At 68.9% G+C, this 25,344-nt stretch carries 25 protein-coding genes and 2 pseudogenes; 10 read left to right on the forward strand and 17 right to left on the reverse strand.

From position 1 onward, the window contains the following. Positions 1-233: 233 nt before the first annotated feature. The 7 genes from ACWEK3_RS22485 to ACWEK3_RS22515 all read right to left on the reverse strand — a co-directional run bounded on the left by ACWEK3_RS22485 (position 234) and on the right by ACWEK3_RS22515 (position 5,771). Positions 234-476 carry a hypothetical protein gene (locus ACWEK3_RS22485; protein ID WP_453250438.1) on the reverse strand — a complete coding sequence of 81 codons (243 nt, stop codon included), beginning with the start codon at positions 474-476 and terminating at the stop codon, positions 234-236. A 158-nt stretch (positions 477-634) separates the two neighbouring features. After that, positions 635-1,735 (reverse strand): NADH:flavin oxidoreductase/NADH oxidase, encoded by a 1,101-nt coding sequence (locus ACWEK3_RS22490; protein ID WP_450543324.1) that lies wholly within the window; start codon positions 1,733-1,735, stop codon positions 635-637. 172 nt (positions 1,736-1,907) lie between these two features. Continuing rightward, the gene (locus ACWEK3_RS22495; protein ID WP_453250439.1) at positions 1,908-2,414 is read right to left on the reverse strand and encodes a DUF302 domain-containing protein; all 507 of its coding nucleotides are present in this window, start codon (positions 2,412-2,414) and stop codon (positions 1,908-1,910) included. Further along, complete coding sequence (locus tag ACWEK3_RS22500; RefSeq protein WP_453250440.1) at positions 2,411-3,169, reverse strand: hypothetical protein; 759 nt, start codon at positions 3,167-3,169, stop codon at positions 2,411-2,413. Before ACWEK3_RS22500 ends, ACWEK3_RS22495 begins: the two co-directional genes overlap by 4 nt. A gap of 112 nt (positions 3,170-3,281) precedes the next feature. Next, positions 3,282-4,427 (reverse strand): SMP-30/gluconolactonase/LRE family protein, encoded by a 1,146-nt coding sequence (locus ACWEK3_RS22505; RefSeq protein WP_453250441.1) that lies wholly within the window; start codon positions 4,425-4,427, stop codon positions 3,282-3,284. Positions 4,428-4,511: 84 nt separating this feature from the next. Then, positions 4,512-4,880, reverse strand: coding sequence for a hypothetical protein (locus ACWEK3_RS22510; protein WP_450543319.1), 369 nt, complete (start codon positions 4,878-4,880; stop codon positions 4,512-4,514). A 252-nt stretch (positions 4,881-5,132) separates the two neighbouring features. Further along, positions 5,133-5,771, reverse strand: coding sequence for an FMN-dependent NADH-azoreductase (locus tag ACWEK3_RS22515; RefSeq protein ID WP_453250442.1), 639 nt, complete (start codon positions 5,769-5,771; stop codon positions 5,133-5,135). A gap of 159 nt (positions 5,772-5,930) precedes the next feature. Between ACWEK3_RS22515 and ACWEK3_RS22520 the strand changes: the two genes are divergently transcribed. Then, positions 5,931-6,269, forward strand: a complete 339-nt coding sequence (locus ACWEK3_RS22520) for a winged helix-turn-helix transcriptional regulator (protein WP_361427620.1) — start codon at positions 5,931-5,933, stop codon at positions 6,267-6,269. 175 nt (positions 6,270-6,444) lie between these two features. Next, positions 6,445-7,000 (forward strand): annotated as a pseudogene (locus ACWEK3_RS22525) (transposase); the annotation flags it as partial. Between the two features lie 261 nt (positions 7,001-7,261). On the opposite strand, the gene ACWEK3_RS22530 reads toward ACWEK3_RS22525, so the two are convergent. Continuing rightward, positions 7,262-7,816, reverse strand: a complete 555-nt coding sequence (locus ACWEK3_RS22530) for a hypothetical protein (protein WP_450543316.1) — start codon at positions 7,814-7,816, stop codon at positions 7,262-7,264. A gap of 278 nt (positions 7,817-8,094) precedes the next feature. After that, positions 8,095-8,172: pseudogene (locus tag ACWEK3_RS22535) on the reverse strand (IS3 family transposase); the annotation flags it as partial. A 254-nt stretch (positions 8,173-8,426) separates the two neighbouring features. Between ACWEK3_RS22535 and ACWEK3_RS22540 the strand changes: the two are divergent. The 3 genes from ACWEK3_RS22540 to ACWEK3_RS22550 all read left to right on the forward strand — a co-directional run bounded on the left by ACWEK3_RS22540 (position 8,427) and on the right by ACWEK3_RS22550 (position 10,949). Continuing rightward, positions 8,427-9,569: a PucR family transcriptional regulator gene (locus ACWEK3_RS22540; protein ID WP_453250443.1), complete on the forward strand. Its 1,143-nt coding sequence runs from the start codon at positions 8,427-8,429 to the stop codon at positions 9,567-9,569. 425 nt (positions 9,570-9,994) lie between these two features. Continuing rightward, the gene (locus ACWEK3_RS22545) at positions 9,995-10,705 is read left to right on the forward strand and encodes a TNT domain-containing protein (RefSeq protein WP_453250444.1); all 711 of its coding nucleotides are present in this window, start codon (positions 9,995-9,997) and stop codon (positions 10,703-10,705) included. A gap of 82 nt (positions 10,706-10,787) precedes the next feature. Continuing rightward, positions 10,788-10,949, forward strand: a complete 162-nt coding sequence (locus tag ACWEK3_RS22550) for a hypothetical protein (protein ID WP_453250445.1) — start codon at positions 10,788-10,790, stop codon at positions 10,947-10,949. A gap of 62 nt (positions 10,950-11,011) precedes the next feature. Here ACWEK3_RS22550 and ACWEK3_RS22555 read toward each other — a convergent pair whose 3' ends face one another. The 3 genes from ACWEK3_RS22555 to ACWEK3_RS22565 form a co-directional block, all read right to left on the reverse strand. After that, the gene (locus ACWEK3_RS22555; RefSeq protein ID WP_450543309.1) at positions 11,012-11,518 is read right to left on the reverse strand and encodes a DUF4232 domain-containing protein; all 507 of its coding nucleotides are present in this window, start codon (positions 11,516-11,518) and stop codon (positions 11,012-11,014) included. 381 nt (positions 11,519-11,899) lie between these two features. Further along, a complete protein-coding gene (locus ACWEK3_RS22560; protein ID WP_453250446.1) occupies positions 11,900-12,775 on the reverse strand; it encodes an undecaprenyl-diphosphate phosphatase in 876 nt (291 codons plus the stop codon). 731 nt (positions 12,776-13,506) lie between these two features. After that, positions 13,507-15,246, reverse strand: a complete 1,740-nt coding sequence (locus ACWEK3_RS22565) for an amidohydrolase (RefSeq protein WP_453250447.1) — start codon at positions 15,244-15,246, stop codon at positions 13,507-13,509. 591 nt (positions 15,247-15,837) lie between these two features. Here ACWEK3_RS22565 and ACWEK3_RS22570 point away from each other — a divergent pair. Further along, positions 15,838-16,749 (forward strand): hypothetical protein, encoded by a 912-nt coding sequence (locus ACWEK3_RS22570; protein ID WP_450543303.1) that lies wholly within the window; start codon positions 15,838-15,840, stop codon positions 16,747-16,749. A 167-nt stretch (positions 16,750-16,916) separates the two neighbouring features. On the opposite strand, the gene ACWEK3_RS22575 is transcribed toward ACWEK3_RS22570, so the two are convergent. Together ACWEK3_RS22575 and ACWEK3_RS22580 are read right to left on the reverse strand one after the other, a co-directional pair. Then, the gene (locus ACWEK3_RS22575; protein ID WP_450543301.1) at positions 16,917-17,813 is read right to left on the reverse strand and encodes a GNAT family N-acetyltransferase; all 897 of its coding nucleotides are present in this window, start codon (positions 17,811-17,813) and stop codon (positions 16,917-16,919) included. A gap of 36 nt (positions 17,814-17,849) precedes the next feature. Further along, positions 17,850-18,554, reverse strand: coding sequence for an esterase/lipase family protein (locus tag ACWEK3_RS22580; RefSeq protein ID WP_450543300.1), 705 nt, complete (start codon positions 18,552-18,554; stop codon positions 17,850-17,852). A gap of 776 nt (positions 18,555-19,330) precedes the next feature. Between ACWEK3_RS22580 and ACWEK3_RS22585 the strand changes: the two genes are divergently transcribed. From ACWEK3_RS22585 to ACWEK3_RS22595, 3 genes are all read left to right on the forward strand, one after another. Then, complete coding sequence (locus tag ACWEK3_RS22585) at positions 19,331-19,537, forward strand: cold-shock protein (RefSeq protein ID WP_141367736.1); 207 nt, start codon at positions 19,331-19,333, stop codon at positions 19,535-19,537. Positions 19,538-20,208: 671 nt separating this feature from the next. After that, positions 20,209-21,213 carry an anion permease gene (locus ACWEK3_RS22590; RefSeq protein ID WP_450543363.1) on the forward strand — a complete coding sequence of 335 codons (1,005 nt, stop codon included), beginning with the start codon at positions 20,209-20,211 and terminating at the stop codon, positions 21,211-21,213. Between the two features lie 19 nt (positions 21,214-21,232). Then, complete coding sequence (locus ACWEK3_RS22595) at positions 21,233-21,829, forward strand: hypothetical protein (RefSeq protein ID WP_453250448.1); 597 nt, start codon at positions 21,233-21,235, stop codon at positions 21,827-21,829. A 150-nt stretch (positions 21,830-21,979) separates the two neighbouring features. Here the strand turns inward: ACWEK3_RS22595 and ACWEK3_RS22600 are convergent, their stop codons facing one another. Both ACWEK3_RS22600 and ACWEK3_RS22605 read right to left on the reverse strand, forming a co-directional pair. Then, positions 21,980-22,159, reverse strand: a complete 180-nt coding sequence (locus ACWEK3_RS22600; RefSeq protein ID WP_453250449.1) for a GNAT family acetyltransferase — start codon at positions 22,157-22,159, stop codon at positions 21,980-21,982. A 266-nt stretch (positions 22,160-22,425) separates the two neighbouring features. Beyond that, positions 22,426-22,794: a hypothetical protein gene (locus tag ACWEK3_RS22605; protein ID WP_450543294.1), complete on the reverse strand. Its 369-nt coding sequence runs from the start codon at positions 22,792-22,794 to the stop codon at positions 22,426-22,428. Positions 22,795-22,895: 101 nt separating this feature from the next. Between ACWEK3_RS22605 and sigJ the strand changes: the two genes are divergently transcribed. After that, the gene (gene sigJ, locus ACWEK3_RS22610; RefSeq protein ID WP_450543292.1) at positions 22,896-23,816 is read left to right on the forward strand and encodes an RNA polymerase sigma factor SigJ; all 921 of its coding nucleotides are present in this window, start codon (positions 22,896-22,898) and stop codon (positions 23,814-23,816) included. Positions 23,817-23,847: 31 nt separating this feature from the next. Here sigJ and ACWEK3_RS22615 read toward each other — a convergent pair whose 3' ends face one another. Then, a complete protein-coding gene (locus tag ACWEK3_RS22615) occupies positions 23,848-24,603 on the reverse strand; it encodes a hypothetical protein (protein ID WP_453250450.1) in 756 nt (251 codons plus the stop codon). Positions 24,604-25,344 lie beyond the last annotated feature (741 nt).

The following is a 25,344-nucleotide window of genomic DNA, read 5'->3' on the forward strand; positions in this document are numbered from 1 at the left end:
CGGATTCTGCGCGTCCCACCCTTCGGCGGAAGCACGTCCATCCCAACGGGAGCACGGGCGGTCAGGACAGGGCCAGTGGCGACAAAGTGGCCTGATCATCCCTGCCTTGAGGACGAGCGGTACACCGGGCACCCGTTGGACCCTTCACTCGGTCGGCTGGTCCAAGGGCGGCCGTTCCCTCGTATGGCACATAGCTGGCTTGCGGAAGATGTGCTTCATGACAATCTCCTGCCTCAGTCGAAGTGGCGGATGTGGACGGCGGTTGCGGGGGCATAGGGCAGCCAGTCACTGGCCGTTCCGCCGGTCACGAACTCGGCGACGGCGGTCGCGAATTCCAGGGCGGTGGTAGTGGTGAGGTTCTGGATGCGGGGGTCGAAGGCGAAGAACGCCGTCGCCTCGTCGCGAGTGGTGCCGATCCACAGCGCCTTGCCCTCCAAGGCGCCGTCGGCAAGGGCCTGTTGCCGGGTGCGTGGCATGCGGGGAGCGCCGAGGACCGGATACATCGGCGGGGCAGCGTTACCCGGAGCTGCGAGCTGCCCGGCGAGCCGGCCGTAGGTAGGTGCGTGCCGGCCGCGGCCCCGGATCCCCGGCGCCCGGTGCCGCGGGCGGAACCTCCGTTCCGCCCGCGGGGTCGTCACGCGTAGTGGTACTGGACGGGGGCGGAAACCTCGCCGCCGAGCTCGGCGGCGGCGTGACGCGCCCAGTACGGGTTGCGCAGGAGCTCACGGCCCAGGAGGACGGCGTCCGCCTTGCCGGAGGTGATGATGTCCTGGGCCTGGGCCGGTTCTGTGATCATGCCGACGGCCGCCACGGGCATTCCGGTCTCGTCGCGGACCCGCTCGGCGAAGGGCACCTGGTAGCCGGGGCCGACCTCGATCCTGGCGTCGGGGGCGTTGCCCCCGGTGGAGACGTCCATCAGGTCCACTCCCCGTGCCTGGAGTTCCTTGGCGAAGCGGACGGTGTCGTCCGCGGTCCAGCCCTCGCGGTCGTCCTCCGGGTTCTCCGTGAGCCAGTCCGTGGCGGAGATACGGAAGAAGACCGGCAGCTCCTCGGGCCACGTGGCGCGGACCGCCTCGACGACCTCCAGGGCGAACCGGATCCGGCCCTCGAACGAGTCGCCGTACTCGTCGGTGCGTCGGTTGCTGTGAGCGGAGAGGAACTGGTGGATCAGGTAGCCGTGCGCACCGTGGATCTCGGCGACTTCGAATCCCGCCGCCGCCGCGCGCCTGGCGCCGTCGGCGAACTGCTGGACGATCTCAGCGATCTGCTCCTTGCTCAGCTCGTCGGGCGTCGTCGACGACTCGGCGAAGGGAATGGCACTGGGTCCGACCGGCTTCCAGCCGTAGGGCTCGTCCGGGGTGATCTGGCGTCCGCGGTCGACCCAGGTGCGTTCGGTCGAGGCCTTGCGCCCGGCGTGCGCCAGCTGGATGCCGGGAACGGTGCCCTGTGTCTTCAGGAACGCGGTGATGCGCTGGAAGGCGGCGACCTGCGTGTCGTTCCAGATGCCGAGGTCGTAGGGGCTGATCCGTCCCTCGGGACTCACGGCCGTGGCCTCCGTGATGATCAGACCGGTGCCGCCCGAGGCGCGGGCGGCGAGGTGGGCGAAGTGCCAGTCCGTCGGGGCGCCGACCGTCTCGCCCTCCGGGGCCGCACTGTACTGACACATCGCCGCCATCCAGATGCGGTTGGGGATGGTCAGCGACCTGACGGCGTAGGGGGTGAAAAGGGTATTCAAGTCCAACTCCTCGTAAGCGACCTCGGGCGGCCTCGCCCACATTTAATTGCGTCCGCCGCCATTTTACCCTAGCCACATACTTGCGTACGCAAGCAATCTCGCCGGCCATTGCGGGCCCCGACCACCGACGACACGACGGCCGGGCTGTAGGGGGCCGGCCCGGCCCTCGGAATCACAGGTGGGGAGATGCGTCGCCGCCGAGGAGGGTGATCAGCCGAGCGAGCAGCGTGTCGAGTTCGCGGCCGACGTCGGCGATCCGCGGGTTGCCGTAGCTGGCGAACAGCAGGCTGGGCTGGTCGACGGCGAGTTTGGTGTCGCCGTCGGGGTCCGCGTAGAGCAGAGTCCGCAGAGGCGCGTGCAGCATGACCGACGGGTCGTGGCGGAACATGCGCTCCGCGATGGTGTGGTTGCCCATCAGGTACTGCGTGGCCTTCCAGGAGGAGGGCGAGCCGGCCATGACGGCGGTGATGTCGCTGCGGTAGTAGCGCATGAACCCGTGCGGGGCGTTGATCTCGGCGAGCTCGAGCGTGGCCTGCCAGGGGGCCATCTGGAAGAAGCGGTGGAGATCGATCTCGGGGACGAGGGCTTCGTAATGCTCGCGCGCTGCGTCGTAGGGATGAGGGAGCGCCACAACCAGCCGCCGGGCAGGGTGGTCGATGACGGCGATGTCCGTGGTCATGGCTGTGCCTGTTCGTCGTCAGAGTGGACGAGCTCGACATCGCGGATGTCGAGCGTGATGGAAGGGAGGTTGAGGTTGACGCTGTTGTCGGGGTTGCGGCGGAAGACTCGTCGGCGCGTCGCCACGAGAAGCCCGTCGAAGCTCTGGTAGCGGCTGGTGTAGTGGCCCACCAGGGTGCTGCCGTTGACTTCGGCGATGTAGTCCATGCGGCGTTGCATTCCGAGGGCGTCGAAGTAGAACACCTGGTCGGGGTTGTGCGTGGTGATCTCTGGTGGGAAGTGCACCTGTAGGCGTCGCCAGGTCTGCCCGGCTTCGCGCCACGGTTCGATCTCGCGCACCCGCACGTCCGGATGGGTGAAGAGGAACGGGGTGGTGAAGTAGTTCCAGCACGCGTAGCCCAGGAAGTAGCCGAGGTGTAGAGCGTCCCAGGTACTGCTGCGCAGCATTCCCTTGAAGCCGGCGCGTGCCGGGGCGAGGGCCTCGACCGGTTCGCCGTCAAGGGCCTGCATGGTGACGCTGTCGGCGGCTGCGTCGAAGACCATCCGCTGGTCGGGGCGGGTGAACGGGCTGAATACGATGTGTTCTCTGGCCGTGTCGAGGGTCAGGATCTGGTCGAACGTCTTCTCTGGAGGCCAGCCCTTCATCGCCCAGATCGGGCCGCCGATGGAGATGTCGACTTTCAGGCCGCGCAGGGTGTCCCAGAGTGCTTGACCGCCGGTGGTGGCGATCGCCAGATCGAGGAGTTCCTCACTCATGGGCCGCGTACTTTCCGTCGCGATTCGTATGGCGGCCAGCGTGCCGGGAGTGGCAGGAGCATGCAACCGCTGGCGGCGTGGGACCCGGGGCCACCAGGCCTTGCGGCGGCTGTCAGGGGCGGACGAGGACGAGGCCGACCTTGCCGGGCCGTACCGCGTGCTCCACGGCGTCGGCCAGTTCGCCAAGGCCGTACGTGGCGGCCACGTCGAACTGGTCCTCGAGCCCCAGCGCGATCTGCTTCGCGGTGGCGACGTCGGATGCCCGCCTCTCGGCGGAGGCCTCGGACAGCCACCGGCCGATGTTCTTGCCCCGCAGCGTCAGCGACTTGTTCAGCAGCGTCGACGCATGCACCGAGAGGGGCTCCTCGGCGTCCGGGGCGGAGGGGATCGCCGGGCGATACGGGGCGGCCGGGGCGCCGGGCACGTCCACCCGGACGGCGAAGACGGCGCCGTCGAACGGTCCCGGGGCGGGCAGGCCGATGTGCGCGCTGGTGACGAGAAGCGTGCGGCCGTCGGGGCCGCCGAGGCAGAGTCCGGCGGGCTGTCCGGCGGGCAGGTCGACGATCCGGTCGAGGCTGCCGTCGGGGTGGTAGCGGTGGACCTGCCCGATGCCCCAGACGGCGGTCCACAGCCCGCCCTCGGCGTCGGTGGTCATCCCGTCGGGGCTGCCGGAGGTGAGCGTGACGAAGGTCTCGGGCGTGCCCGGGTCGCCGCTCGCGGGGTCGACCGGACAGCGCAGGATGACGCCCCGGGCGCTGTCGGCGAGGTACATGAAGGTGCCGTCGGCGTTGAAGGCCGGACCGTTGGGGATCGTGACGTCCCGCAGGACGCGGGTGACGCGGCCGTCGCGGTCCAGGCGGTAGAGGGAGCCCGCTGCCTCGGTCGTGTCGTAGGCCATGCTGCCGGCCCAGAAGCGGCCGTGGGGGTCTGCGACGCCGTCGTTCATCCGCATCGGCACCGGGGCGTCGTCCTCGGGTCGCGCGATCCATTCGACCCGGCCCGCGGGGTCGATGCGGCAGATGCCGGTGCCCGCGGCAGCGATCCAGTGGCCGGGGTGGCCCTCGACCGGGGCCACCGCGCCCAGCGGGCATGGCAGTCGGGCGACCAGGGTGTGCGGCGTGGCAGGGTCGTCGGGGGCGGCGAGGAGCCGGCCGCTGAGGATGTCGGTGAGCACGGCGCGGTCGTCCGTCCAGCGGATGCCCTCGCCGAGTTCGAGGCGGTCGGTCCCGAGAACCGCCGGGGGCACGGTGGCGGTCACGGGCGGGCCTCCGCGCGGACGACGTCCAGGAAGGCGCGGGCCCGTTGGCGCCGGTGATGCCGCCGCCCTCGGCGGCGTCGCCGATCAGGGGCGATCCGACGCCGACGGCGGTGGCGCCGCCCCGCAGGTATGCGGGGCGGCCTCCGCGTCGACTCCCCCGACGGGCACGAAGGGCAGGTCGGGGAAGGGGCCGCGCAGGTCGCGCAGGTACCCGGGTCCGCCGGCGCTGCCGGCCGGGAAGAGCTTGAGGGCGTCGGCGCCGAGGCGCGGTGCCTGGAGGATGTCGGTGGGGGTCATCACCCCGGCGAGCGCCGGGAGTCCGAGTTCCCGCCCGGTGGCCACGCCGTCGCTGACCGCCGGGGTGACGAGGAAGGCGGCCCCGGCCTTGTGGGCGGCCCGTGCGTCTTCGGTGCTGAGGGCCGACCAAGTCGGGAGCGGCGGCGGACTTCCCAAGTGAGCGGGTGAGACGGGGTCATCAGCGCGATCGCGGCCCACGTGGTCGAGCTGCGCGCCGTCGCGGTCGGCTCGTGGTCGGGGCTACTCGGTGTCCTTGTGATCGATCGCATGCGTCAGCCGGCTGCGGCGACGCCGCCGGCGCAGCTCGGGCTGCACCCTGAGCTGCGCCAGCATCACGTTCATGCCGGCGCAGCAGTTGAACACCTTGACCTTGCCGTTCTCGGTGTACCGGACGTCGGCGCACCTTTGTCAGGCTGCGGCCAGCTCCTTCGCCTTGTCTGCCGCCTGGGCGTGGGCCTGTTCGCTCGAGGCGTCGGCCAGGGGGATCAGTTCGGACATCGCCGGGTTGACCTTGGCCAGGGTCAGCTCGGGCGTGATCACGTGCACGTCCAGGTGCAGCAGGGTCGTGAGGACCTTCTCCAGGTAGGGCGCGGCGAAGTCCATGCCCTCGCGCGGAGTGCCGGGGCCGTAGGCGCCGCCACGCGAGGCGACCACCACGACGGGCTTGCCCGCCACCGTGCTGGTCTCTCCGGCGGTGCGGCCCATGATGATCACGTGGTCCAACCAGGCCTTGAGGGTGGAGGGGATCGACATGTTGTACATCGGAGCGCCGATCAGCACGACGTCGGCGGCCTCCAGTTCGGCGACGAGCTGATCGCGTACGGCCCAGGCGGTGCGCTGTGCCTCGTCGTGGGTGTCCGGGTCGGAGAAGCCGGCCGTGATGCCGGCCGCGGTCAGATGCGGGAGCGGCTCGGCGGCCAGGTCGCGATAGACCACCGTCCCCTCCGGGTGCTGGGCGAGCCAGCTTTTCCGGAAGGTCTCGGTCACCTCGCGGGAGGCGGAGCCCATGGGCAGGGCGGAAGAGTCGATGTGCAGCAGGGTGGCCATGACAGGTCTCCTAATTCAGTGTAAGCAAGTGGTGAACTCACAGTCGGTATCTTTCTTGCAGTAGCTTACATTTTCTCAGTCCCTTGCAAGCCACGGTAGACTGGAGCCATGGCGGAGACAGGCGAGGCGGCAACGACAGTGGCCGCCCACGGGGCGGAGATGTGCGCGGGGGTGGACGCCTCGGTCGAGCGCGTCTTCAAGCTGTTCGGAAAGCGGTGGACCGGCATCGTCGTCGCCTCGCTGATGGCGGGCCCCGTCCACTTCGCGGACCTGCGTCGCGCGATCCCCGGGATCAGCGAGCGCGTGCTCTCCGACAGGCTCACCGAACTCCAGGTAGCCGGCCTGGTCATACGCGAGGTCTACTCGGGCCCTCCGCTGCGCGTCGCCTACCACCTCACGGAAGCCGGGCTCGCGATGCGCCCCGCGCTCGAAGAGCTCCGCCGCTGGGCAGACACCCACCTGCCCGCCGGGGCGTGCAGCGGGGAGAAGTGCGAGTAGCGCTGGGCTACATCCCGCCGCCCTTGTTCCGCCCCAGCTTGCTTGGGTAGCTCAGCGGCGGCTACGGAGGGCAGCGTGGGTTTCGATCATGATCTGTCGCACCGAATGCAGGAAGAGGACGAACAGCGCCGTTCGACAGCGTCGCAGGCCAAGGCCCGGTTGCTGCCCGCGGTCTCCGAGCGACGCCGGCTCCAACACCGCGAGTGATCACATCGAGGCCGCCAGACTGGCCCTGGCCCAGCTGCCCAAGAAGTACCGGCACGGACGGCGCCCGCTGATCCGCTGCGACCTTGGCGGCGGCACCCATGAGTTTGTGGCCTGGCTCGCAGCTCGCGGGCGGTGGCTGTCGTACTCCGTCGGGATGACCATCACCGACGCCACCCACCAGGCGGTTTTGAAGGTCCCTGCGTCGGCGTGGACACCAGCGGTCGAGCCGGACGGCGAAATCCGCGACGCGCCTGGGTCGCCGAGATCGACGCCGGCAGCGATTGCCTGATCGGCTGGCTCAAGGAATATGGCTGATCGTCCGCAAGGAACGTCCCCATCCGGGTGCCCAGTTGCGCTTCACCGACGCCGACGGGCTGCGGCTGACCTGCTTCGCCACCAACGCCAAGAACGCCACGATCGCCGAACTGGAACTGCGCCACCGCCAGCGGGCCCGCGCCGAGAACCGTATCCGCGCCGCGCGGGCCACCGGCCTGCGCAACCTGCCCCTGCACGGCGCCGCTCAGCGCCACCCCGCCGGAGCCGTGGCACCCGGCGCTCACTCGACGCGACAGCTGGGCCATAAGCATGCCCGCAAGCAGGAATTTCCGCTCTGAAGGAGCAGAAAGGGTCCGTCAGCAAGCTGACGGACCCTCATGCCAGGTCGAGGCTGACATCTCGCACAGCTTGTCAACGAGCACACTCACGCTCGGCAACCACCGGATTTGAGCCGGATCCGTTAAGTTGACGACCCCTCATTCCCGATCCCAGTACCGATTCGGCCGGGGTCAGCCGACGGAACTGTGAACGAGATCGATATATTGTTGCGGGAGCTCCTCGAACGACAGCTTCGTGATGCTTGTTGGCCCCGTACCGTAGGAATCCTCACCTTGAATCATTCCGTTCCCGTCGACTGGCCACAGCAGTAGCTGACGGTGCACGATCAGGTAGTCAGCGGACTCGTCGTCGACCGGGAATCCGAGCTGCACCGCGTACGTGCCGGGATAGATCTGCTTCAGGAACCCCTCGGTAACCAGGCAGTGATCATCGAGAACCAGGCGGTCGAGGGTGTACTCAAGGACGTTGCTCCGGGACGCGACGAAGTCCGAGTAGTACGTTCGCACACCGTCGGTACCTTTCGGTCCGACGTCGTTTCCCCCGTACCAGAAATGGTACGCGGGTGCGGGGCTCAGGGTCGCCATCAGTCGGTCGAGGTCCGCCGCCGCCTCGGCCTTCATATGTTCGATGACCGCTTTCAGTACTACCCGGTGCCGTTCGTCTGTCGTGACGGCCAGACGCTCCTCAAGGAGCGTCCAGGTGTGATTCGGGTCGATAACAGGCATGAAATGAGTTCCTATTCTGAAATAGGGATGGGTGTTCCATACCCGGCCGTCCACGCGATTCGTCTTCCTGTATGGATCGGCCGGGGGCGAGGCCCTCGTCGTGGCTCGTGATATCTCTCTGCTGATCCGACCTCTGAGCTCAATTGTGACCGGCCCGCATTGGACTCACAGCAGACAGTCGTCGGCAGATTTCGAGGGCGCACCCGACTCTCGTCGGGTAGTTGGATGCCGCGGCGGGCCGAGCTTCCGGTAGGCCAAGAACGGCCCGCCGACCGCAGCCCTTGGATCACCCCGCGCAGGCCGTGCTCGCGCATGAGGCGCTCGACCGTGCACCTGGCCACCGTGCCCCGCCTTCGCGCTTCAGCCGCACATGGACGCCACGGGCACCGTCGACCTCGGCATACCTGCGGGCGCGCCCCTCGACCAAGGAGAGGACCTCGGCACACAGCGCGCGGGCCATCGAGGTCGACCGCTATTCAGGAGGAAAAGGGCTCACTATGCTGCCCCCACGCCCCGAGTTACCTCTTGCCCAGGACCGATGACCAGCTGGGATCCCGCGGCTGGGCGGATCAACGACGTTGCCGGACGGTCATGAGGAAGCAGGTCAGAGATGAGGCATAAGCAGCTGCGGATGTCCGAACTAGGACCCGACTCGGCATCGCTGATGCGGCTCATCTCGTACTTCGACCAACTCGGAGAATCCGCGGCGGACGCGGACACCGTCGTTCGATCCGCGGCCGTACTCGCGGAGTGCAGCGTCGGCAGCCGTTGGTCCTCAGGCGCGGTCATCCGGTACGGCGCGCTGGGCGATCTGCTCGACGCCAGGGGCCCCAACGCCCCGGTTGGGCAAGATCTCGAGGTATGGCTCGAACGTACCGGAGCCGATCACGCCCTGGACCCGGTCTTGCTCGACCGACTGCGGCACACGCTGCGCATGGTGGACGTTACGTCGATGTCGAGAACCGATCCGCGCTTGGGCGATCCGGCGATGATCGAGGTGATCCTGTCCGACAAGGAGCGACGGGAGGATCGCGTCCGGGCTGTCGAGTTGTTGGGGCTCGACCCTGGAAGAGACGTGCGGGTGCTGGCCATATATACGGAGGACGTAGGCCCTGTCGTGGAGCTGCTCGAACGTACTTGCCCGGGCCGCTTCGTCCGCTCGGTCTCGACCGGGAACCCGACCGCGATTCTGATGCAGGCGCCCCTCGAAAGTCGACGACTCTGCGACATTCTGCATGCAGCGATCGTCGCCGAACACCCGGCATCGCCGCGTTCCGGTGGTGGTCGCGGACCATGGGTCGGCATCGGGGAGCGTGTGAGCGTCCACGCTGCACCCACGTCGTGGATGCAGGCCCGCCGGGCACTACGGTTCGCGTCGTCCACCGTGTACGGACAGCGTGCGGTGGAGTTCGGGCGGCTTGGCCCACTGGAGCTGCTCGCCGACGTTCCCCTTGAACGCCTGCTCGAGACCCGGGGTGTCGCACGGATCAACGCCCTTGCCGCGTCCGCGGCCGGTGCCCAGGACGTGGACACACTCGAGGCGTTCTGTGTGTATGGCTCACTGCGGCGAACCGCCGCCGAACTGCACGTCCATCACAGCACGGTTGCGAGTCGGCTCACACATGTGGAAGCCGTGATGGACTGGGATCTGGGGGATTCGATAGACCGTTTCATGGCGACGCTGGTGCTGATGCTTCGTCGTATGGCGCTTTCCTCGGCAGAACTGGCGGCGTCCGAGGTCGTCGGTGGTTGAGGGAGAAGTGCGCCGCCGGTGTTCTTGAGGATGTCCGCTTCCAGCAGCACCCGGTGGGCGTCGTCCATCTCGGTCAGCCTCGGCCAACCCTGGGCGCGCATGGCGCGCAGCAGCCGGGGCACGCACCGGCGGACCGTCGTGACGCCTGCCTGCCAGCGCTGCATGCGCTGGAGGAACTCGGTCGCTGCCGGACCCGCCCACCAATGGGCGAATTGACCGGCACAGCCGCCTGACTCAGCTGTTCGGCTGTCCGTGCGTATACGCACGGCCATTCGGATGGCCGCCTGTGACGCCTTCTGCCAGGCACCGAGAAACAGAGCTCAACTGAACGGTGTCCACAGGGAAGGCGTCCGGTTGGTTCCTGCCCCGTTCCTCCCACCCGCGGATCCGGGGCACGTGGCCGACCACCGTGAAGGAGACAACGGATGCGCGCAGCGCGCAGAATCGCAGGGTACGTCCTTTCGTCGCTTCTGCTGGTCGGCGTCTCGCCAACCACCGTCCATGCCGTAGAAGGCAAAACCCAACGTGGCGCCCACTGCCCGATCGAGCATCGGAGCGCAGGACAGTCCACGGCGCCGTATCCTCAACTGGAGAAGTACCACGGCGGCGACTGGCGGCTCGGCCCCAAGTACTTTCCCAAAACTGGCCCCCTCGGGAGGATGCTGCGGGGCTACCGCCCGGAGGGCACCACATCGAAGTACTGGTTCCTGGGGTGCTACTGGCAGACGAATCCGCAGAATGAGACGGCGAAGCAGATCGGCGGCTGGTGGTTCCCGGACAACAACGGATTCCTGCTCCGCAACAACCGTCCGGTGGAACGTCCGCTGACACTCCGGAAAGGGCAACGGGTCGACCTCTTCGGCAGAGGGAACCCCGGCAACTTCCTCGCACCGGAAGGCACACCATACGCGAAGCGCGCGATTCCACCGAGCAACCTGGACGAATACAGCGCTTCCAACCCTGCGTTCAACTACCACCTCTACGAGGTCATCGCGCCCTTCACTGTCGAGGCCGGGCCTATCAGGCCCTGGTTCGGCCAGCCCGGGCTGGGCACCCAGTACTACACGAGCACCACCGTCGGGGAGTTGATTCAGGCCCACAAGCTGAAAGAGATCACTGGCCAGACAACGTCATGAGAGCTTCTTCCCGCTGACGCCGGCCGACCGGGCGCTCACCCTCTGTCCTGCGGGGCACGGCCTCCACGCATGGGGCACCATCGTGGCCCTGGCCGCCCTGGGCACCGCGGCCATCGACAAGTTCATTCCCTCCGCCCCCGGCTGGCTCCCGTACGCCATCGGTCTGGGGTGCGTGGCGTACCTGCTCGGTGACTCCAACACCGAGCGCGGTGCGCCCCGGCTGTGGCCGCTGAAGTCGCGGTAGGAGATCACGCTGATCAAGTCCCGCCGTGACACCACGCCGGGCACACCGAGGCGCGCCAGGTGTCAGGCGCCACGCTGAATCGGGCCGATGAGAGTGCCGGGAGCCGTCCTGAGCTTGCCCTCGGCGAAGGACGTGCCGGGAATCTCCCCGTCCGGGGCCTGGAGCGTGAACGACGCCTCGTCCGCCGAAGTGCCGGTACGGCTGCTGGGCACCTGGATGTCGAAGTGGACCGGGTGGCCCGGGCCGAAGGTCACCGCCGTCTTCTGGTTGCCGTAGTGGCCGCTGGCGCCCCCGACGCCCGATCCGTGGTTCCAGAACCGCACGCCGGTGGGCGAACCGGCCAGCCGGCACGGTTCGTACCCCCGCGGTGCGGTCAGGGTCACGCGGTAGTGGTGGTGCCCCGCGCTGGCGGGATCCTCGGTGATCTTCGCCGTGTGGTTGGCCGGACGGCACGCCGAGGGGGCGGCACGGCCGGCCGTCGCGGGCGCGGCCTGTGCGATCCCCGTACCAGCGGCGACCACCAGCGCGGCTGCGGCGACGGTGGCGGCGAAGTTGTGCTTCTTGGCCATCTGAATACTCCTTGCCTTGCTCGATGGCCCCGCGGGCGTTCGCCGTCAGGACCATGGTCGACACGATGCTGCCCCCGAACTCTTGCCGGAAATGTCTCAGTATCGGCACGGAAGTTGGGTTAATTAGGTCGAGTGCAGCCGTGACCGCGACGTTCAGCGCGCCCCAATGTCATATGCGGTGCCGTCGGTGACGGCCTAAGGCCGCCTCCAGTACGCCGGCCGCACCACCACACTCACCCCGGCGGCAGGTGATGCGGTCGTCGGCCTGCTTGGTCCAGCGCGGCGCGGTCGTCCGTGGACTGGCTCGTCGTTCTCCGCCGAGTGGGGCAGCCGCCGCACCGGGCTGTCGGTCACTCGGCGGAGACCGGCGCCGCCGTGCGGTCAGCCGGCCGATTCGGCCGCGTGCGGGCTGAGGACACCGGCCATGACCAGCCCGATGATGACGATGCCGAGGACGATCCGGTACCAGACGAACGGCATGAAGCTCTTGGTGGAGATGTACTTCATGAACCAGGCTATGACGGCGTATCCGGAGACGAAGGCGACCCCCGTGGCGAACAGCGTCGGCCCCCACGCCACGTGGTCGCTCTCCATCGCGTCCTTCAACTCGAAGACGCCGGAGGCGAGTACGGCGGGAATGGCCAGCAGGAAGGAGTAACGGGCCGCCGCCTCGCGCCGGTAGCCCATGAACAGCCCGCCGCTGATGGTGGCGCCCGAGCGGGAGACGCCCGGGATCAGGGCCATGGCCTGGCAAAAGCCGTAGATGAGGCCGTCCTTGACGCCCAGGTCCTGCAGCACCTTGCCCTGCTTGGGCGCCCGGTGCCGGCCGCCCTTCTCGTCGCGCGCCGCCAGCCGGTCGGCGACACCGATGACCACGCCGACGACGACCAGCATGGTCGCGGTCACCCGCAGATCGCGGAACGGTCCCTCGATCTGGTCCTTGAGGGTCAACCCGAGCACGCCGATCGGTATGGATCCGACGATCACCAACCAGCCCATGCGGGCGTCCGGATCGCGGCGCATCGCCCTGCTCCCCAGCGAACGGGCCCAGGCCGACAGGATCCGGCCGATGTCCTTGCGGAAGTAGATCAGCACCGCCGCCTCCGTGCCGATCTGAGTGATCGCCGTGAAGGCGGCGCCGGGGTCCTGCCATCCGGAGAAGGCCGCCGTCAGCCGCAGATGCGCGCTGGAGGAGACGGGGAGGAATTCGGTCAGCCCCTGGACGAGTCCGAGGACGAGGGATTCAAACCAAGACATGGAGGTACGGAGTCCAAGGGCTGATCGGGAAATGGCGATGGACACACCGGTCCGCCGTGCTTGGTGATCGGGTGCGCCGAGGGGCAAGGTAGCGCCCACAGGTGACGGGACCGCGAACAGCGGCTTCACAAATCGCCACGCGCTCTTGACGACACGGTGGGTGCGGACGTCCGGACGCGTGCCAGGGAAGCCCGAACTGGTTCGCGCGCAGCGGCTGTCGTCAGCCACGCCGCAGTGGTGGCGCTTGTGCCACGCGACCGCCGTGCCCAGCAGGGCCGGGGGACCCTGGATGCAGGCCGTGGCGAGGAGGAAGGCAGGCCGGCCCGTGCGGGAGACGGCGTCGCAGTAGTTGGCGGCCCAGAACGGAACTCCCGGGAACAGCCGGGCCGCCATCAAAGCCGCTGCTGTACGGCTGCATCGAGTCGCGCAAAGACGGTTACGCCTACCAGGCCGAGCTGCACCAGTACGTCACCGCACCCGCCTCCTCCCCCAGCCCCGTCCGCAGCAAGGATCTGCCTGACCGAGTCCGCCAACTGCATCTCCTCACTGGCGGATGGCGCCTCGACAAACTGCGGATCTCGCTCGCCGCGTCGGACCTCGACTGGAAGGTCCTCGTCAAAGGCTGCCCGAGGCCGCCCGCACTCACTGTGCGGGCGGCCTCGGGGTTGTCCCCTGTTGGCGAGGGTCCATGGAGCGGCAGACCGGAGGAGGGGCAGGATCTCATCCGTCCGTCACAGCGCGCCGTACTCCCCGACCGGGCGGCCCGCGACCCACGTCTGGAGGACATTCGTCTGCCACAGCGCACGCCCGCTCGGCAGGTCGAACGGGTCCGTGTCGACGAGGATGAAGTCAGCCCACTTGCCGGGCTCGAGGCTGCCGAGGACCTTCTCCTGATGGGCTGCGTATGCCGCGTCGAGCGTGAAGGACCGCAGCGCCTCGACCGGGGTCATCGCCTGCCGCGGGTACCACCCGCCCGCCGGACTGCCGTCGCGGTCGGTGCGGGTGACCGCGGCGTGCAGGCCGTCGAACGGATTCGAGGACGAGACCGGGAAGTCCGAGCCGGACGCAACGACCGTCCCCTGGCCGAGCATCGTGCGCCAGGCATACGCGCCCTTGATGCGCTCGGCGCCGACACGAGCCTCGGCCATGTTCATGTCGTCGGTGGCGTGCACCGGCTGCATGGAGGCGGTGATCCCCAGCCGCTTGAAGCGAGGGATGTCGTCCAGCGCGACGACCTGCGCGTGTTCGATGCGGTGGCGCAGCTTCTGGTCTCCCACGGTGCGGAACCCGTTCTCGTAGGCGTCCAGCACGACGCGGTTGCCCAGGTCTCCGATGGCGTGCACCGCGACCTGGTAGCCGCCGCGCAGGACCCGCTCCACCCGCCGGTTCAGTTCGGCGGGCTCCATCTGGAGCAGCCCCTTGGTCGAGGGCATGTCGCTGTACGGCGCGATCAGGGCCGCGCCGTGGCTGCCCAGAGCGCCGTCGATGTACAGCTTGACCGTGCGCACGCGCAGCATGTCGTGCGCGTAGGAGTCGGTACGGGCGTCCGCACCGACCTCGGTGAAGGCGTCGAAGTCGAGGAACGCGTTCACCCGGAGGGTGAGCCGCCCCTCGTCGGCGAGTTGCCGCAGGACCACGACGCCGTCCGCGCTCGTGCCGGCGTCCGAGACGGAGGTGAGACCGACGGCGCCCAGCCGTGTCTGTGCGGCCAGGGCGCGCATCCGGACATCGTCCAAGGTGGGTGCGGGCAGCTTGGAGGTGACGAACGCCTTTGCCGCGTCGACCAGTACGCCTGTCGGGTTGCCGGATGCGTCGCGCTCGACGTGGCCGCCTGACGGGTCGGGGGTGTCGGCGGTGACGCCCGCAATCTGCAGCGCCTTGGTGTTGGCCACGCCCGCGTGGCCGTCGACCCGCACCAGCCATACGGGGCGGTCGGAGACTACGGCGTCCAGGTCGCGGGCGGTGGGCAACCTCCCCAGACCCCAGATCACCTCGTTCCAGCCCCGGCCCTGGATCCAGGTCATCTCCGGGTGCGCCGTGGCGTAGGCGGCGAGCCGGTCCACAGCCTCCTGCAGGGACTTCGTCCCCGTGAGGTCGAGTTGGACGGCGAGCGCTCCGAGGCCCCAGAGGTGCCCGTGGGCGTCGTGCAGGCCGGGCAGGAGTACGCGTCCCCGGCCGTCGATACGGCGGGCGCCGCGCGCCGCGCCCGGGTCGAGGGCGGCGACCTTGCCGCCGGGGGTGACGAGCATACGGGAGAAGCGGCGCAGGCGGCCGTCGGCGATGGTGTATCCGCGTATGTTGTCCACGACCAGGGCACCGCCCTCCGTGGCCGCACTGCGGGTCGCGGCGGCCGCTGTTCCCGCGAACGCCGCCGGCGCGGCCGCTGCTGCGGCACCGGCGCCGAGCAGCTTGAGGAACTGGGCCCGGTCGATACGGGGACCAGGCGGGATCGGGCAGCAAGCGTTGCACATGAGTGCCTCCCGGGATGGGGCTGGGTATGACGGGGGGTGGCTGCCGAACGCTCAATGATCGAAAACTAGTGAGCGAAAATCCCTCAGGTCAAGGTGTGTGCACGCTGAAAGAAACTTCTTGTCGCACCGTCAAATCGGCCGATTTTTCCGTGGTTTGGCTCGAATCGTGACCAGGCGGCCGCGCTGCGCCCAGCCCGGTCCGCGCCGCTGAGCGGCAGAGCGACCCCACGTCTCGGCCCCCGCGGAGCCGCGGGTCGTCCGGCGGCCGGGCGGATCACACAGCCCGGCTCAAGCCCAAGACCACGGGTCGAAACTTGCCTGGGGCTTCGAACGGCAGCGGTGGGCGCCGGTCGGGCACGCGGCATGGTCCCCAAGAGCCGATGCCGTTCTGCGGCGACATGCCGACGCTCAACCGCAGTGGCCGCGCCGTGCTGCAACGGCCCACCGGACGAACTCACGGGTGACTGGCTCGCCAGGCGATCTTCGGCAGCCTTCCGCAGGATGGGTTCCGGTTGCCCGGCCGAAGCGACGGACGGCGGGCGCTTTTCGTCGTGCGCGGCAGCCGTGCCGCCCCGAGCTCAGGAGCACCACATGGCAGCGAAGACAGATGTGCTGATACCAGCACTGGAGGACGCCCGTGACGCCCACACCGCGGTCATCGGCCGATTCCGGACGGATGCGGCCATCACCCCGCCGGGCGCCGACCGGCAACGACTCGAAAGCCAAGCGATCGAGGCGGAGTACCACCTCGGGCGGATCGAGGCCCGGGTGCGCGAAATACGCCCACCCCGTGGCCTGCTGTCGGCCTCCGGGCAGCTGATGGGGATGGTGACCCGCGGCGCCGTGCGGGCGAGCGTACTTCCGCTGGAGGCGGGGATGTCGGCCGTGACGGAGATCGTGCGCGGTAAGAGGCCGGCCGATGAGCACCGGTTGCTGAGGGCCGCCGAGGGCCAGTACACGGCCGCAGCCCGGGCCCTGGCAAGCTGCCAGGCAGGCAAGGACATCGCCGAACGACTCAACGACCAGGAGACCGCCGAGCTGCTCGCCATGCTCAGCCGACAGAACGAGGTACTCCTGGAGACCAGCGAGGAGAACCTCGCCCGACGGACCAGGGCTGTGGCGGAAGGTCCCCGTCCGCCGCAGGGAGAAGCCGCCGAAGGCGGCATCCTGCTGCAGGCGATCAAGCGCAGGATGCAGGCGGCCACGGCCGAGCTGCGGGCAGTGCTCCAAAGGATCACGGGACGGATGAGAAGCACGGCCGAGGAAGCCTGGCGGGAGATGCCCGCCGTCACCCGTGTGGCCGAGAAGGTGCAGGGCGCGATGACCCGCGAGGAGGCTCTACCGATCCCCGGCCTCAGCCAACTCGGCGTCACGGAGATCCAGCAGCGCCTACGCGACCTGTCCCAGACGGAGCTGACGGTGATCGAGGGCTACGAACGCGCACACGCGGGCCGCCCCGAGGTACTGAACGCCATCGAGCGTCTGAGCCCAGCTGAGCCCTGAGCCGACTACGACACCATGGACCCGGAACGCATCAGGATGCACCTGCACGATGTAGCAGGATCGCGGACTAGCCGGGCCCGAGTCCTGGCCCGGCTACGACGGCTTGATCTCTCCCCCAGCTGAAGCAGGGGGATTCACCGCACTCCTTGCCGTTTCACCCGTCGGACTCACGCGCCGGGCCGCGGGGCTTGGGGGCGTTGGTGCTGGTAGGTCCACAGCTGGTCGACGAGGGTGAAGCCGAAGGAGCGGAAGAGCCGGGTGGCGGCCCGGCTCTCGGAGGCGGACTGCTGGGCGTCGTCGAGGACGAGAGCGACCTCGGTGGCACCCTGCTCGGCCAGTAGGGCCAGGGCCTGGCTCAGCAGCTTGTGGCCCAGGCCGCAGTGGCGGCGGGTGGGCAGGATCTCGATCCAGTAGACGGTCGCGGTGCGGTCGGGTTCCACGCTGACCACGGCTTCGGCGACCGGTTCGGCGGCCTCACGAATGATCAGGCGGTGGCCCGGAGGGTAGTCGCAGGGGAAGACATCGGCGACCAGCTTGGCCGACGGGGGCTCGGCAGGAAGCACGCAGTGCAGGTAGCAGCCCTGGCAGCGGCCGATGAAGCCCGTCTGCACCAGGGCGTCATGGGTGGCGCCGCGTCGGGTGCAGGGCAGCCCGCCCGGGCCCAGGGGACCCGGCGGAGCACTCACGAACGCATCGATCCACGTGCAGTCGGCAAGTGCGGCAAGAGCGTGGCCGATCAGGGCGCGCAGGGCGGACGGGTCCTCGTAGGCGTGAACCCAGCAGATCAGACCGGTTCGCACATCGGTCCAGGACAAGTACGCGATGATCCCGCACGGGCGGTCCTCGACATCGGCCAGAACGCTGATCCGCGGCCTGGTCGGTACCGTCCAGCCAGCCAGGGGGAAGGGGACAGGACCGTGCCGCGCCGCGGCCAGCTTCTCCGGGGTGCAGTGCGGCTGCCCCGGCAGCCGGTCGGCATCGATCAGTTCCCGCACACCCGGTTCGTCCTGGGGGTGATACGGGCGTACCGTCGGCGCGCTCTTGGGGTTACGCGAAAGAGCCATGCTGTCCGTCCGCACACGTGCTGACGTTCCTATCGGCTACCTCTCAGAGTCCTCCGTTTGCCGCCCGCTGTCACGAAGAACCTCGGCTGTGCCGTGGGGCTGTCCGTTCGCACTGAAGGTGTGGCCGTGTGGGAGGCCTGCGGCGGACGTGGCCTGCTGGGCCGCAGTGAGCAGCGAGCGCACCTGGTCGATGACCGGCTGGTGGACGGGGAGGGTCAGGTGCCCGACACCGGGCACGAGCACATTGCACGCCTCGAGGTCTGGGTGGTCGATGCGGCCCCTGGTGGCCGGGATGATCACCTCGTCCAGGTCACTGTAGAAGGCCACGAACCGGGTACGGCACCCCACGGCCGGCTCGGCGAGCTCGCTCAGCAGCTCGCTTCCCGGCCGTAGCTGGCGCAGAAGCGGATGCGGCGGTGCCAGCAGGGCCGCGGCGGTCCCGCCGTGCGGCGTCGCCAGCGTGATCACCAGCGGCACCTGCGAGTCCCCGCCGAGCCGCTGCACGTAGTAGCGGGCGATCAGCCCTCCAAGGCTGTACCCGATCACGACCACAGGCCGCCCGACGGTGCCAGCACTGGCCAGCTCCACCTGCTCGCCCAGATCCCGGGCCACCGCGCGGATGTCCGGGCTGAGCGCGTGATAGCTCACTGTGACGAAGGGCCCCGCGCCGAAGCCGCCCAGTCCCCGCCGCAGCGAAGTGCACACCGATTCCCTGTCCGCCAGCCCGTGCACCAACAGCACGGGGAGATCCCCATCTGCCGACGGCTCATCCCGGGCCGTCCCCTGCCACGGCAGGAGTCGACCGAAGTGCCCGGTCAGCTGGCCGACGCCCCCCGCGGCCAAGTCGAGGGGGAGGCGCATCAGCCGCACGGTCACCCTGCTTGCCTCTGCACCCACGCCGCGCACCGGTGACAGCCCCGGCACCGACAGGTGCGGTCCGAATGGAATGCCCGTAGCCGCTCACCTTCTCCATATGTGTCCCGATATAGGGAACATGCCCCGGTTCGGATTCCCTACCACCGTGGCAGTTCACTGGGATGGATCGCCACCGCGACGTGCAGCCGCACAGCAACGCCGCGAGCCCGGCATACGGGCTGACGATCAAGATGGGACTGCGACGTATGAATCTTCGGCCGATAGACCCTCACTCCGGTGGGGTGGGCCACGCCCAGCGCAATGCCGCTCAGGCCGCCGCAGCTGCTGCCCGCATGGAGCGACCCGAGCGCGACGCAGTAGCCACCCGGCTGGCCGAACATGACCTACCCGGAGCGCCACGCCCCTGATGCCATACCCCAGGCTTGCGCCACCACCGGCTCTCAGGAGAGCCGGCCCTGCGGTGCGTAGGCGGTTTGACCTGCCCTGGCGTACTCCCGGTGCTTGAGCCGCTTATGCGCGTGTGTCCCGGCCGGGTAGACCAGGCAGCACGGGGTAGAACGGCTGGTGGCTCTTTTGTTACGGGAGCCGGAACATGCCCGTGATCAAGGGCTGTTCCCAGGCATGAACGAAGGAATAGCAGTATGGCCAGCGGCACCGTGAAGTGGTTCAACTCCGAAAAGGGTTATGGCTTCATCGCCCAGGACGACGGAGGCCCGGACGTCTTCGCCCACTACTCCGAGATCCAGGGCGGGGGCGGCTACCGTGAGCTGACGGAGGGCGAGCACGTCACCTTCGACATCGGCCAGGGCCAGAAGGGCCCGCAGGCACAAAACATTGTCCGGGGCTGACTGCTCACGATGATGGAAGGCGGGTTGCCGGAACAGGCAACCCGCCTCTTTTGTGCGGCGAGACTGCGCGACGACCAGGGTCTGACCGCCCCAGACGTGCCGGCGCCACCGGGCAGGAGACCGGGAGACCAACCGGTGGATCAAGCGAGTTGAACGCTGGTGGACCGCGACGGGGACGCAGCAGACAGCCGAGGCCAGGGAGCGGAGCGCACTGAGGCGGACGCCGCCTCATCCGGGCGGGCCCGGTCCGCGTGCCTTCAAGTGCCGCGTGGACCGGGTGCCACTCACACCCCGCGATTCCCGAGTGATCCGTAAGACGCCCGCACTTCTTGACGTTGACCGTCGCCAAGGCCGTGGAGCCCGCGTGCACGGCGTCACCGGTATAGATGACGGTGTACGTCACCGACTTCTTCGTACGCGGCAGGTCGTTGATCTTGGATGTGCCGTCCGCGGCCGCCGTCACCGACGACAGCGAGCTCGAGCCGTGTCGGTCGGTCGGTCGGTCGGTCCACTGCACATCGCCCCTGGCCCCGGAGGGAGGCGCGCACCCCTGCCCGGTCAGCTTCCCGGTGATCGCCACACCGCCGCCCTGGGCCATGCCGCTTCCCTCGTTCATGGACGAAGTTCATTATGTTGGGGTACGCCGCTTTCGGTGGACGGAGTCAGGCTCGATGGACGCGAATCTGGCTGCCCTGGTTGCTGTGGTGGTCATCGCCTTGGCGTTCGACTTCACCAACGGCTTCCACGATGCCGCGAACGCGATCGCGACATCGGTCTCCACCCGTGCGCTGACCCCGGCTGCCGCGCTGGCGCTCGCGGCGTTCATGAACTTCGCCGGTGCGGTGCTGGGCACGGGGGTGGCAAAGACGGTCGGGGCGGGCATCATCGCCACACCGACCAGCTCCCACGGTCTGAGCGTGGTGTTCGCCGCCCTGATCGGCGCCATCTGCTGGAACCTGATCACCTGGCGGCTGGGACTGCCCACCTCCTCCACCCACGCTCTGATCGGCGGGCTGGTCGGCGCCGCGCTCGCTGCGGCCAGCGGCGTGCACTGGCGCGGTGTGGTGGACAAGGTCATCCTGCCGATGGTCATCTCGCCCGTGCTCGGGGTCATGCTCGGCTACCTAGTACACACGGCGATCCTGTGGATCTTCCGGCGCGCCCAGCCGGCGAAGGCAAAGCACGGTTTCCGTATCGCGCAGTCCGTCTCGGCGGCCGGGATGGGTTTGGGACACGGCCTGCAGGACGCGCAGAAGACGATGGGCGTGATCGTTCTCGCGCTGGTCACCGCTGGGCAGCAGGCCACGTTCGACGTGCCGTGGTGGGTCATCGGGGCGGTCGCCGCCTCAATGGCCGCGGGAACGTACACGGGCGGCTGGCGCATCATCCGCACGCTGGGACGGCGGATCGTGCACCTTGACCCGCCGCGAGGATTCGCCGCCGAGTCGGCCGCCGCGAGCGTGCTGTATGCGACGGCGTTCATCTGGCAGGCGCCGATCTCAACCACGCACACCATCACCTCCGCGATCCTCGGCGCCGGCGCCACCCGCCGGCTGTCCGCGGTGCACTGGGGCACGGCCCGCAACATCGCCACCGCCTGGCTGCTGACCATGCCCGGCGCCGGACTGGCCGCGGCCGCCACCTACGCGCTCATCCACCTGGCACTGGGGACCTGACCGTAAAGAGGTGCATGCGATGAATGACTTCGGTGCACATCCCGTCGTGCTCCAGCGGTACGCGCATCTGAGCCCGGCGGACGGGATGTGCCTCATGGAATACGTCTCGCTTCTGGCCGGTACCGGCTTCACCGACCACCCGGCGTGCACCGATGACCTCCTGGCGGCCCTCGCCCGGATGGTCAACGACGTCGTGACCGATACCGGCCGCAGCCGGCTGATCCACCTCGCACCCCTGCTGGCACGCGGCGCACCGGATGCGGGAGTGCGCGACCGGGTCGTCGTCCACTGCTGGGATGCAGTCAGTGCCGCCGCGGCGCCCGGCAGCAGGGCCGAACGGCACGCGCGCCACCGACGCGACATGGCCCGCGCTCGGCTTCAGGCGTGCCGACGGGAGGAGAGAGTGCTGGCGTGGCTGCGCCTGCGCGGCCCGGCACGCCGTGCCGCAGAGACCGCGGTGCGGGTGTTGTCAGCCCTGCCTCCCGCCGAAGCCGACCGGGCCCTCCTACGGCTGCTGACCGTGTGCGCCACGCCGCTTCCCATGGTGGCCCGGACGTGCGTCAGGTCGGAGGGCTGGAACTCACCCGAACGACTCACCGAACAAGGCTCCAACTGACGCCGAGCTCTCACGTCGTAGTGCCCTGCTCACCGACAGGACGGCAGGACCTGGGCGGCCCCGTCTCACGCCCTGGTCAGGGGCCGTCCCCTCAGAGTCCGGAAGCTGAAGGTTTCCCCGTGCCGATCCGTCGGGTCTCCGGTGTTGAGCTCAGCTCCGCGTGGACGTCCGGGCGACCTTGACGCCGAGCCACAGCAGGCTCACCGACATCCCGATGCCACACGCATCGGCCAGGGCGAGGATCGCCGGTTCGGCGACCGGCAGCAGCCGCAGACCACGCTCGGTGACCGCGGAAACAGGGAAACGGGGCAGCGTGCTGGTGATCGTCATGACGCACCTCCGCCTGATCGGCACCCGAGGCGCGCCGACAGCGAACACGATCACTGCCCGGCACTTCGCACGTCGAGTCGAGGCGGGCCGTCAGACAGCGGCACGGTGACCGCCGGGCGCCTCGGGTGCAACGGAATGGGAGTTGGGACTGTGCGCAGCCCCAGCCGCAGTCTCCAGCACCCCGACCACGGCGACGGGAGACCCCGGCCATAGGCCCGACCACAGCAGGCCGGTGCGTTGCGCAGCCCAGGACCCCGTATCGGACCTCAGCGCCGGGCCAGCGCGAGCACGCTCAGACCGAACATCAAGACCCCCAGGGGGAGATGGACCGACGGGACGTGCGCGATGCCGAGCACGACCTGGACCGAGGCGAGTACGAGGAAACCTGACGCGTGCCAGACAGGCCGGAGCGAGCCGCCGCCCGGCTTCCACGCCAGCACCGCCGCGAGCACGTACAGCATCGACGCCCCGTACATCACACGGGCTCCGACACTGTGCAGCGTCTCTCCGTAGGACGAGGTCAGCAGCAGTCCGGCGGAAACCGCCTGAAGGAAGATGGTCAGGGTCTGCAGGGCGATCGCGATCTGCAGGAACGAGGAGCTGCGCTGTACGTTCCCCGTCACCTCAGTGGCCATGTCACAGTCCCCTTTTCCGCCCTCGGGCAGTAGATCTATAAGCTCTCACCAGCCCGACGACGCGGGCCTGCGAAAGGTAAGGCGAGGGGGCGGCCGGAAGCATGGGGACTGTCGGGACCAGCACAGATGAGATAGCCGGCGAGCGACGCCAACTGATCAATGTCGCTTACCGGTTGCTCGGTTCGGTGACCGAGGCCGAGGACGCCGTACAGGATGCCTACGCACGCTGGTACGGACTGCCACGAAGCCGGCAGGAGGAGATCCTGTCCCCCGGCGCCTGGCTGACGACGGTGACCAGCCGTATCTGCCTGGACGTGCTCGGCTCGGCGCGGGCCCGCCGTGAACGCTATGTCGGCGCGTGGCTGCCCGAGCCGCTGCCCGACCGCACCGAGTGGGAACACGCGGGCGGCGCCGACCCCACCGGCCCTGCAGACCCCGCCGACCAAATCGTCCTGGATGAGTCGGTGGCCATGGCCTTCCTCGTCGTCCTGGAGTCGATGACGCCCGCCGAGCGGGTGGCGTTCGTCCTGCACGACGTCTTCCGCTACCCGTTCGCCGAGATCGCCAACGTTCTCGGCCGGACCCCTGCGGCCTGCAAGCAGCTGGCGGCCTCCGCCCGGCGGCGTGTGAGCGTCGCGCGCGCTCCGGTGACGGCGACCGGCCAGGCCGACGTGGTGAGGCACGTCAAAGAGGCATGGGAGACCAAGGACATTGCAGCCCTCGTCGGTCTCCTCAACCCGGCCGCCGTGATGACCGCCGACGGCGGCGGCATGGTCGGCACCGTCCTGCGTCCGGTCGAGGGCGGCGTGCGCATCGCCCAGTACATGGTCGCCATTGCCGATAAGGCTCCGGGGCTCGAACTCCTGGAGCGGTCGGTCAACGGTATGCCGGGCCTGGTGGCCCAGCGTGCCGGCGTCGTCATGACCGTGGCCTCGTTCGACGTCTCCGAAGGGCGCGTCACCCGGATCTGGGCGGTCCGCAACCCGGAGAAGCTGCGGCCGTGGGCGCCGGAGGGCTTTTGAGGCCATCGCCTGGAAGCAAGAGATCAGCTTCTCAGTTCCAACGAGCAGCGAGCTGTCCGACGACGGAGAAGCGTCTTTCGCACTGCGGGCCGGTTGCCTCGCCGAAGGCATAGGTCAAAACGTGCGCCACATCCTCGTGGCCGTCCGCCAGGGCCAGCTCGTGCAGGCGGCGGCCGAGGCCGTCGAGGGTGCCGGGGTCGACCGGATGCAGAGGGAGGGTTTCGGTATCGTCGGAGAGGGCGTAATCCTCCGGTGCGCTGAAGAAGCCCCGCTCACCCATGATCAGCCATAGCGCGGTGCAGCCGTCTGGATCGGGGCACTCAAGCTCGTACTCCTCGTTGACGATGCCCCAGATCAGGTCCTCGGCCCACTGGATGTCGCCCTCCAGGTTCAGCACCGTCTCCAGCAGGTGGCAGTAGCCGTTCCGATCAGCGGTGGCCTGCCGCCATCGGTTCGCAGCGGCCAGCAGGCGTGCGACTTCGGGTGCGTGCTGGTCCCGCAGTGTTCGGGTCTCGTACCGCTGGTCAGCCTGAACAAGGAGGGCACCGGCCAAGTGGAGAGCCGCAGCCCCCGTGTCGGCGTCGTCGCCCTCGGCCATGTTCGTCAGCGCCGGCAGTACCAGCGGATGGGACACGTCAAGGGAACCGTTGTGATAGAGCTCCGTCCACAGGTCGCTCCACACCTGACCATCCCGACCGGTGGCGGCACGCACCAGCAAATCAGTCAGGCGGCTGGAATCGGCATCACCTGCATGGGGAACCGGGGAGCTACTCGTCATCTCCGACATCCAAGCAGACTCCACACGCCCCCGCTTCATACCCGTCACGACCCGAGGCCCCGACCCAAATCCCCGTACTCCAACCGCTGCGCGGGACGGAGTCGTCAGCTTCGAGCATCCGGTACACCACCAGCACGAGTTCGCCGCGTACCGCCGCCGACCATGACCGACAGAGCAGCGGCTTCTCAATGGTGGTGTCCGGTGATCTTGGCACGGCGGCGCCGGATCGGGCTACGCCGGTGCCCCCGCGCCTCTGTATGACGGGCACCCCGAGACCGTTCTCATCGACGATGCCTCGGATTCCTGGGCCGGCCTGCGCGAAGAGGATGGCCACTGGAGCGTCCACCCTGGGCGGCCCCGAAGCCCTGTTGCAGCCGAGACTGCAACGGCCAGGAGCGGACCGCAGCGACGGCGCCGCCAGCACCGCCAGCGGATCATCTCCATAGCTCAGGCGCGCATCCGGGTGTGATACACCCCGTGGCGTACGAGCCGCCGTACGGCGGCTGGGACTGGGCACGCGGCCGAATGCTGTCGCCCGCTACCCGCTGGTCGTCACCAGGGGGCAACGGGCGGACTGCGCATAGCTCCAGGCGGTGCTGGAGAGAATGGGTCCGGAAATTCCCTGCCCGACCACGGCCTTGATCAGCGACCACAGGCCAGGGCTGCCTCACTCCTCACCGCCGCCATCACTCCCTTCTGCTGCCGGTTCAGTCTCCGGCGCGGCCTCCTCGCCGCTGGGCGTTTCGGTAC

The sequence above is a fragment of the Streptomyces sp. NPDC004721 genome, assembly GCF_053601495.1.

Bases quoted from the DNA above. Each gene is read 5' to 3' on its own strand.
- ACWEK3_RS22515 (WP_453250442.1), bottom strand. From the start codon at position 5,771: ATGGCCACCCTGCTGCACATCGACTCTTCCGCCCTGCCCATGGGCTCC.
- ACWEK3_RS22600 (WP_453250449.1), bottom strand. From the start codon at position 22,159: ATGACGATCACCAGCACGCTGCCCCGTTTCCCTGTTTCCGCGGTCACC.
- ACWEK3_RS22500 (WP_453250440.1), bottom strand. From the start codon at position 3,169: ATGAGTGAGGAACTCCTCGATCTGGCGATCGCCACCACCGGCGGTCAA.
- ACWEK3_RS22560 (WP_453250446.1), bottom strand. From the start codon at position 12,775: ATGTCTTGGTTTGAATCCCTCGTCCTCGGACTCGTCCAGGGGCTGACC.
- ACWEK3_RS22595 (WP_453250448.1), top strand. From the start codon at position 21,233: ATGAATGACTTCGGTGCACATCCCGTCGTGCTCCAGCGGTACGCGCAT.
- ACWEK3_RS22590 (WP_450543363.1), top strand. From the start codon at position 20,209: ATGGACGCGAATCTGGCTGCCCTGGTTGCTGTGGTGGTCATCGCCTTG.
- ACWEK3_RS22605 (WP_450543294.1), bottom strand. From the start codon at position 22,794: ATGGCCACTGAGGTGACGGGGAACGTACAGCGCAGCTCCTCGTTCCTG.
- ACWEK3_RS22615 (WP_453250450.1), bottom strand. From the start codon at position 24,603: ATGTCGGAGATGACGAGTAGCTCCCCGGTTCCCCATGCAGGTGATGCC.
- ACWEK3_RS22545 (WP_453250444.1), top strand. From the start codon at position 9,995: ATGCGCGCAGCGCGCAGAATCGCAGGGTACGTCCTTTCGTCGCTTCTG.
- ACWEK3_RS22485 (WP_453250438.1), bottom strand. From the start codon at position 476: ATGCCACGCACCCGGCAACAGGCCCTTGCCGACGGCGCCTTGGAGGGC.
- ACWEK3_RS22540 (WP_453250443.1), top strand. From the start codon at position 8,427: ATGAGGCATAAGCAGCTGCGGATGTCCGAACTAGGACCCGACTCGGCA.
- ACWEK3_RS22565 (WP_453250447.1), bottom strand. From the start codon at position 15,246: ATGTGCAACGCTTGCTGCCCGATCCCGCCTGGTCCCCGTATCGACCGG.
- ACWEK3_RS22585 (WP_141367736.1), top strand. From the start codon at position 19,331: ATGGCCAGCGGCACCGTGAAGTGGTTCAACTCCGAAAAGGGTTATGGC.
- ACWEK3_RS22570 (WP_450543303.1), top strand. From the start codon at position 15,838: ATGGCAGCGAAGACAGATGTGCTGATACCAGCACTGGAGGACGCCCGT.
- ACWEK3_RS22555 (WP_450543309.1), bottom strand. From the start codon at position 11,518: ATGGCCAAGAAGCACAACTTCGCCGCCACCGTCGCCGCAGCCGCGCTG.
- ACWEK3_RS22575 (WP_450543301.1), bottom strand. From the start codon at position 17,813: ATGGCTCTTTCGCGTAACCCCAAGAGCGCGCCGACGGTACGCCCGTAT.
- ACWEK3_RS22495 (WP_453250439.1), bottom strand. From the start codon at position 2,414: ATGACCACGGACATCGCCGTCATCGACCACCCTGCCCGGCGGCTGGTT.
- ACWEK3_RS22520 (WP_361427620.1), top strand. From the start codon at position 5,931: ATGTGCGCGGGGGTGGACGCCTCGGTCGAGCGCGTCTTCAAGCTGTTC.
- sigJ (WP_450543292.1), top strand. From the start codon at position 22,896: ATGGGGACTGTCGGGACCAGCACAGATGAGATAGCCGGCGAGCGACGC.
- ACWEK3_RS22530 (WP_450543316.1), bottom strand. From the start codon at position 7,816: ATGCCTGTTATCGACCCGAATCACACCTGGACGCTCCTTGAGGAGCGT.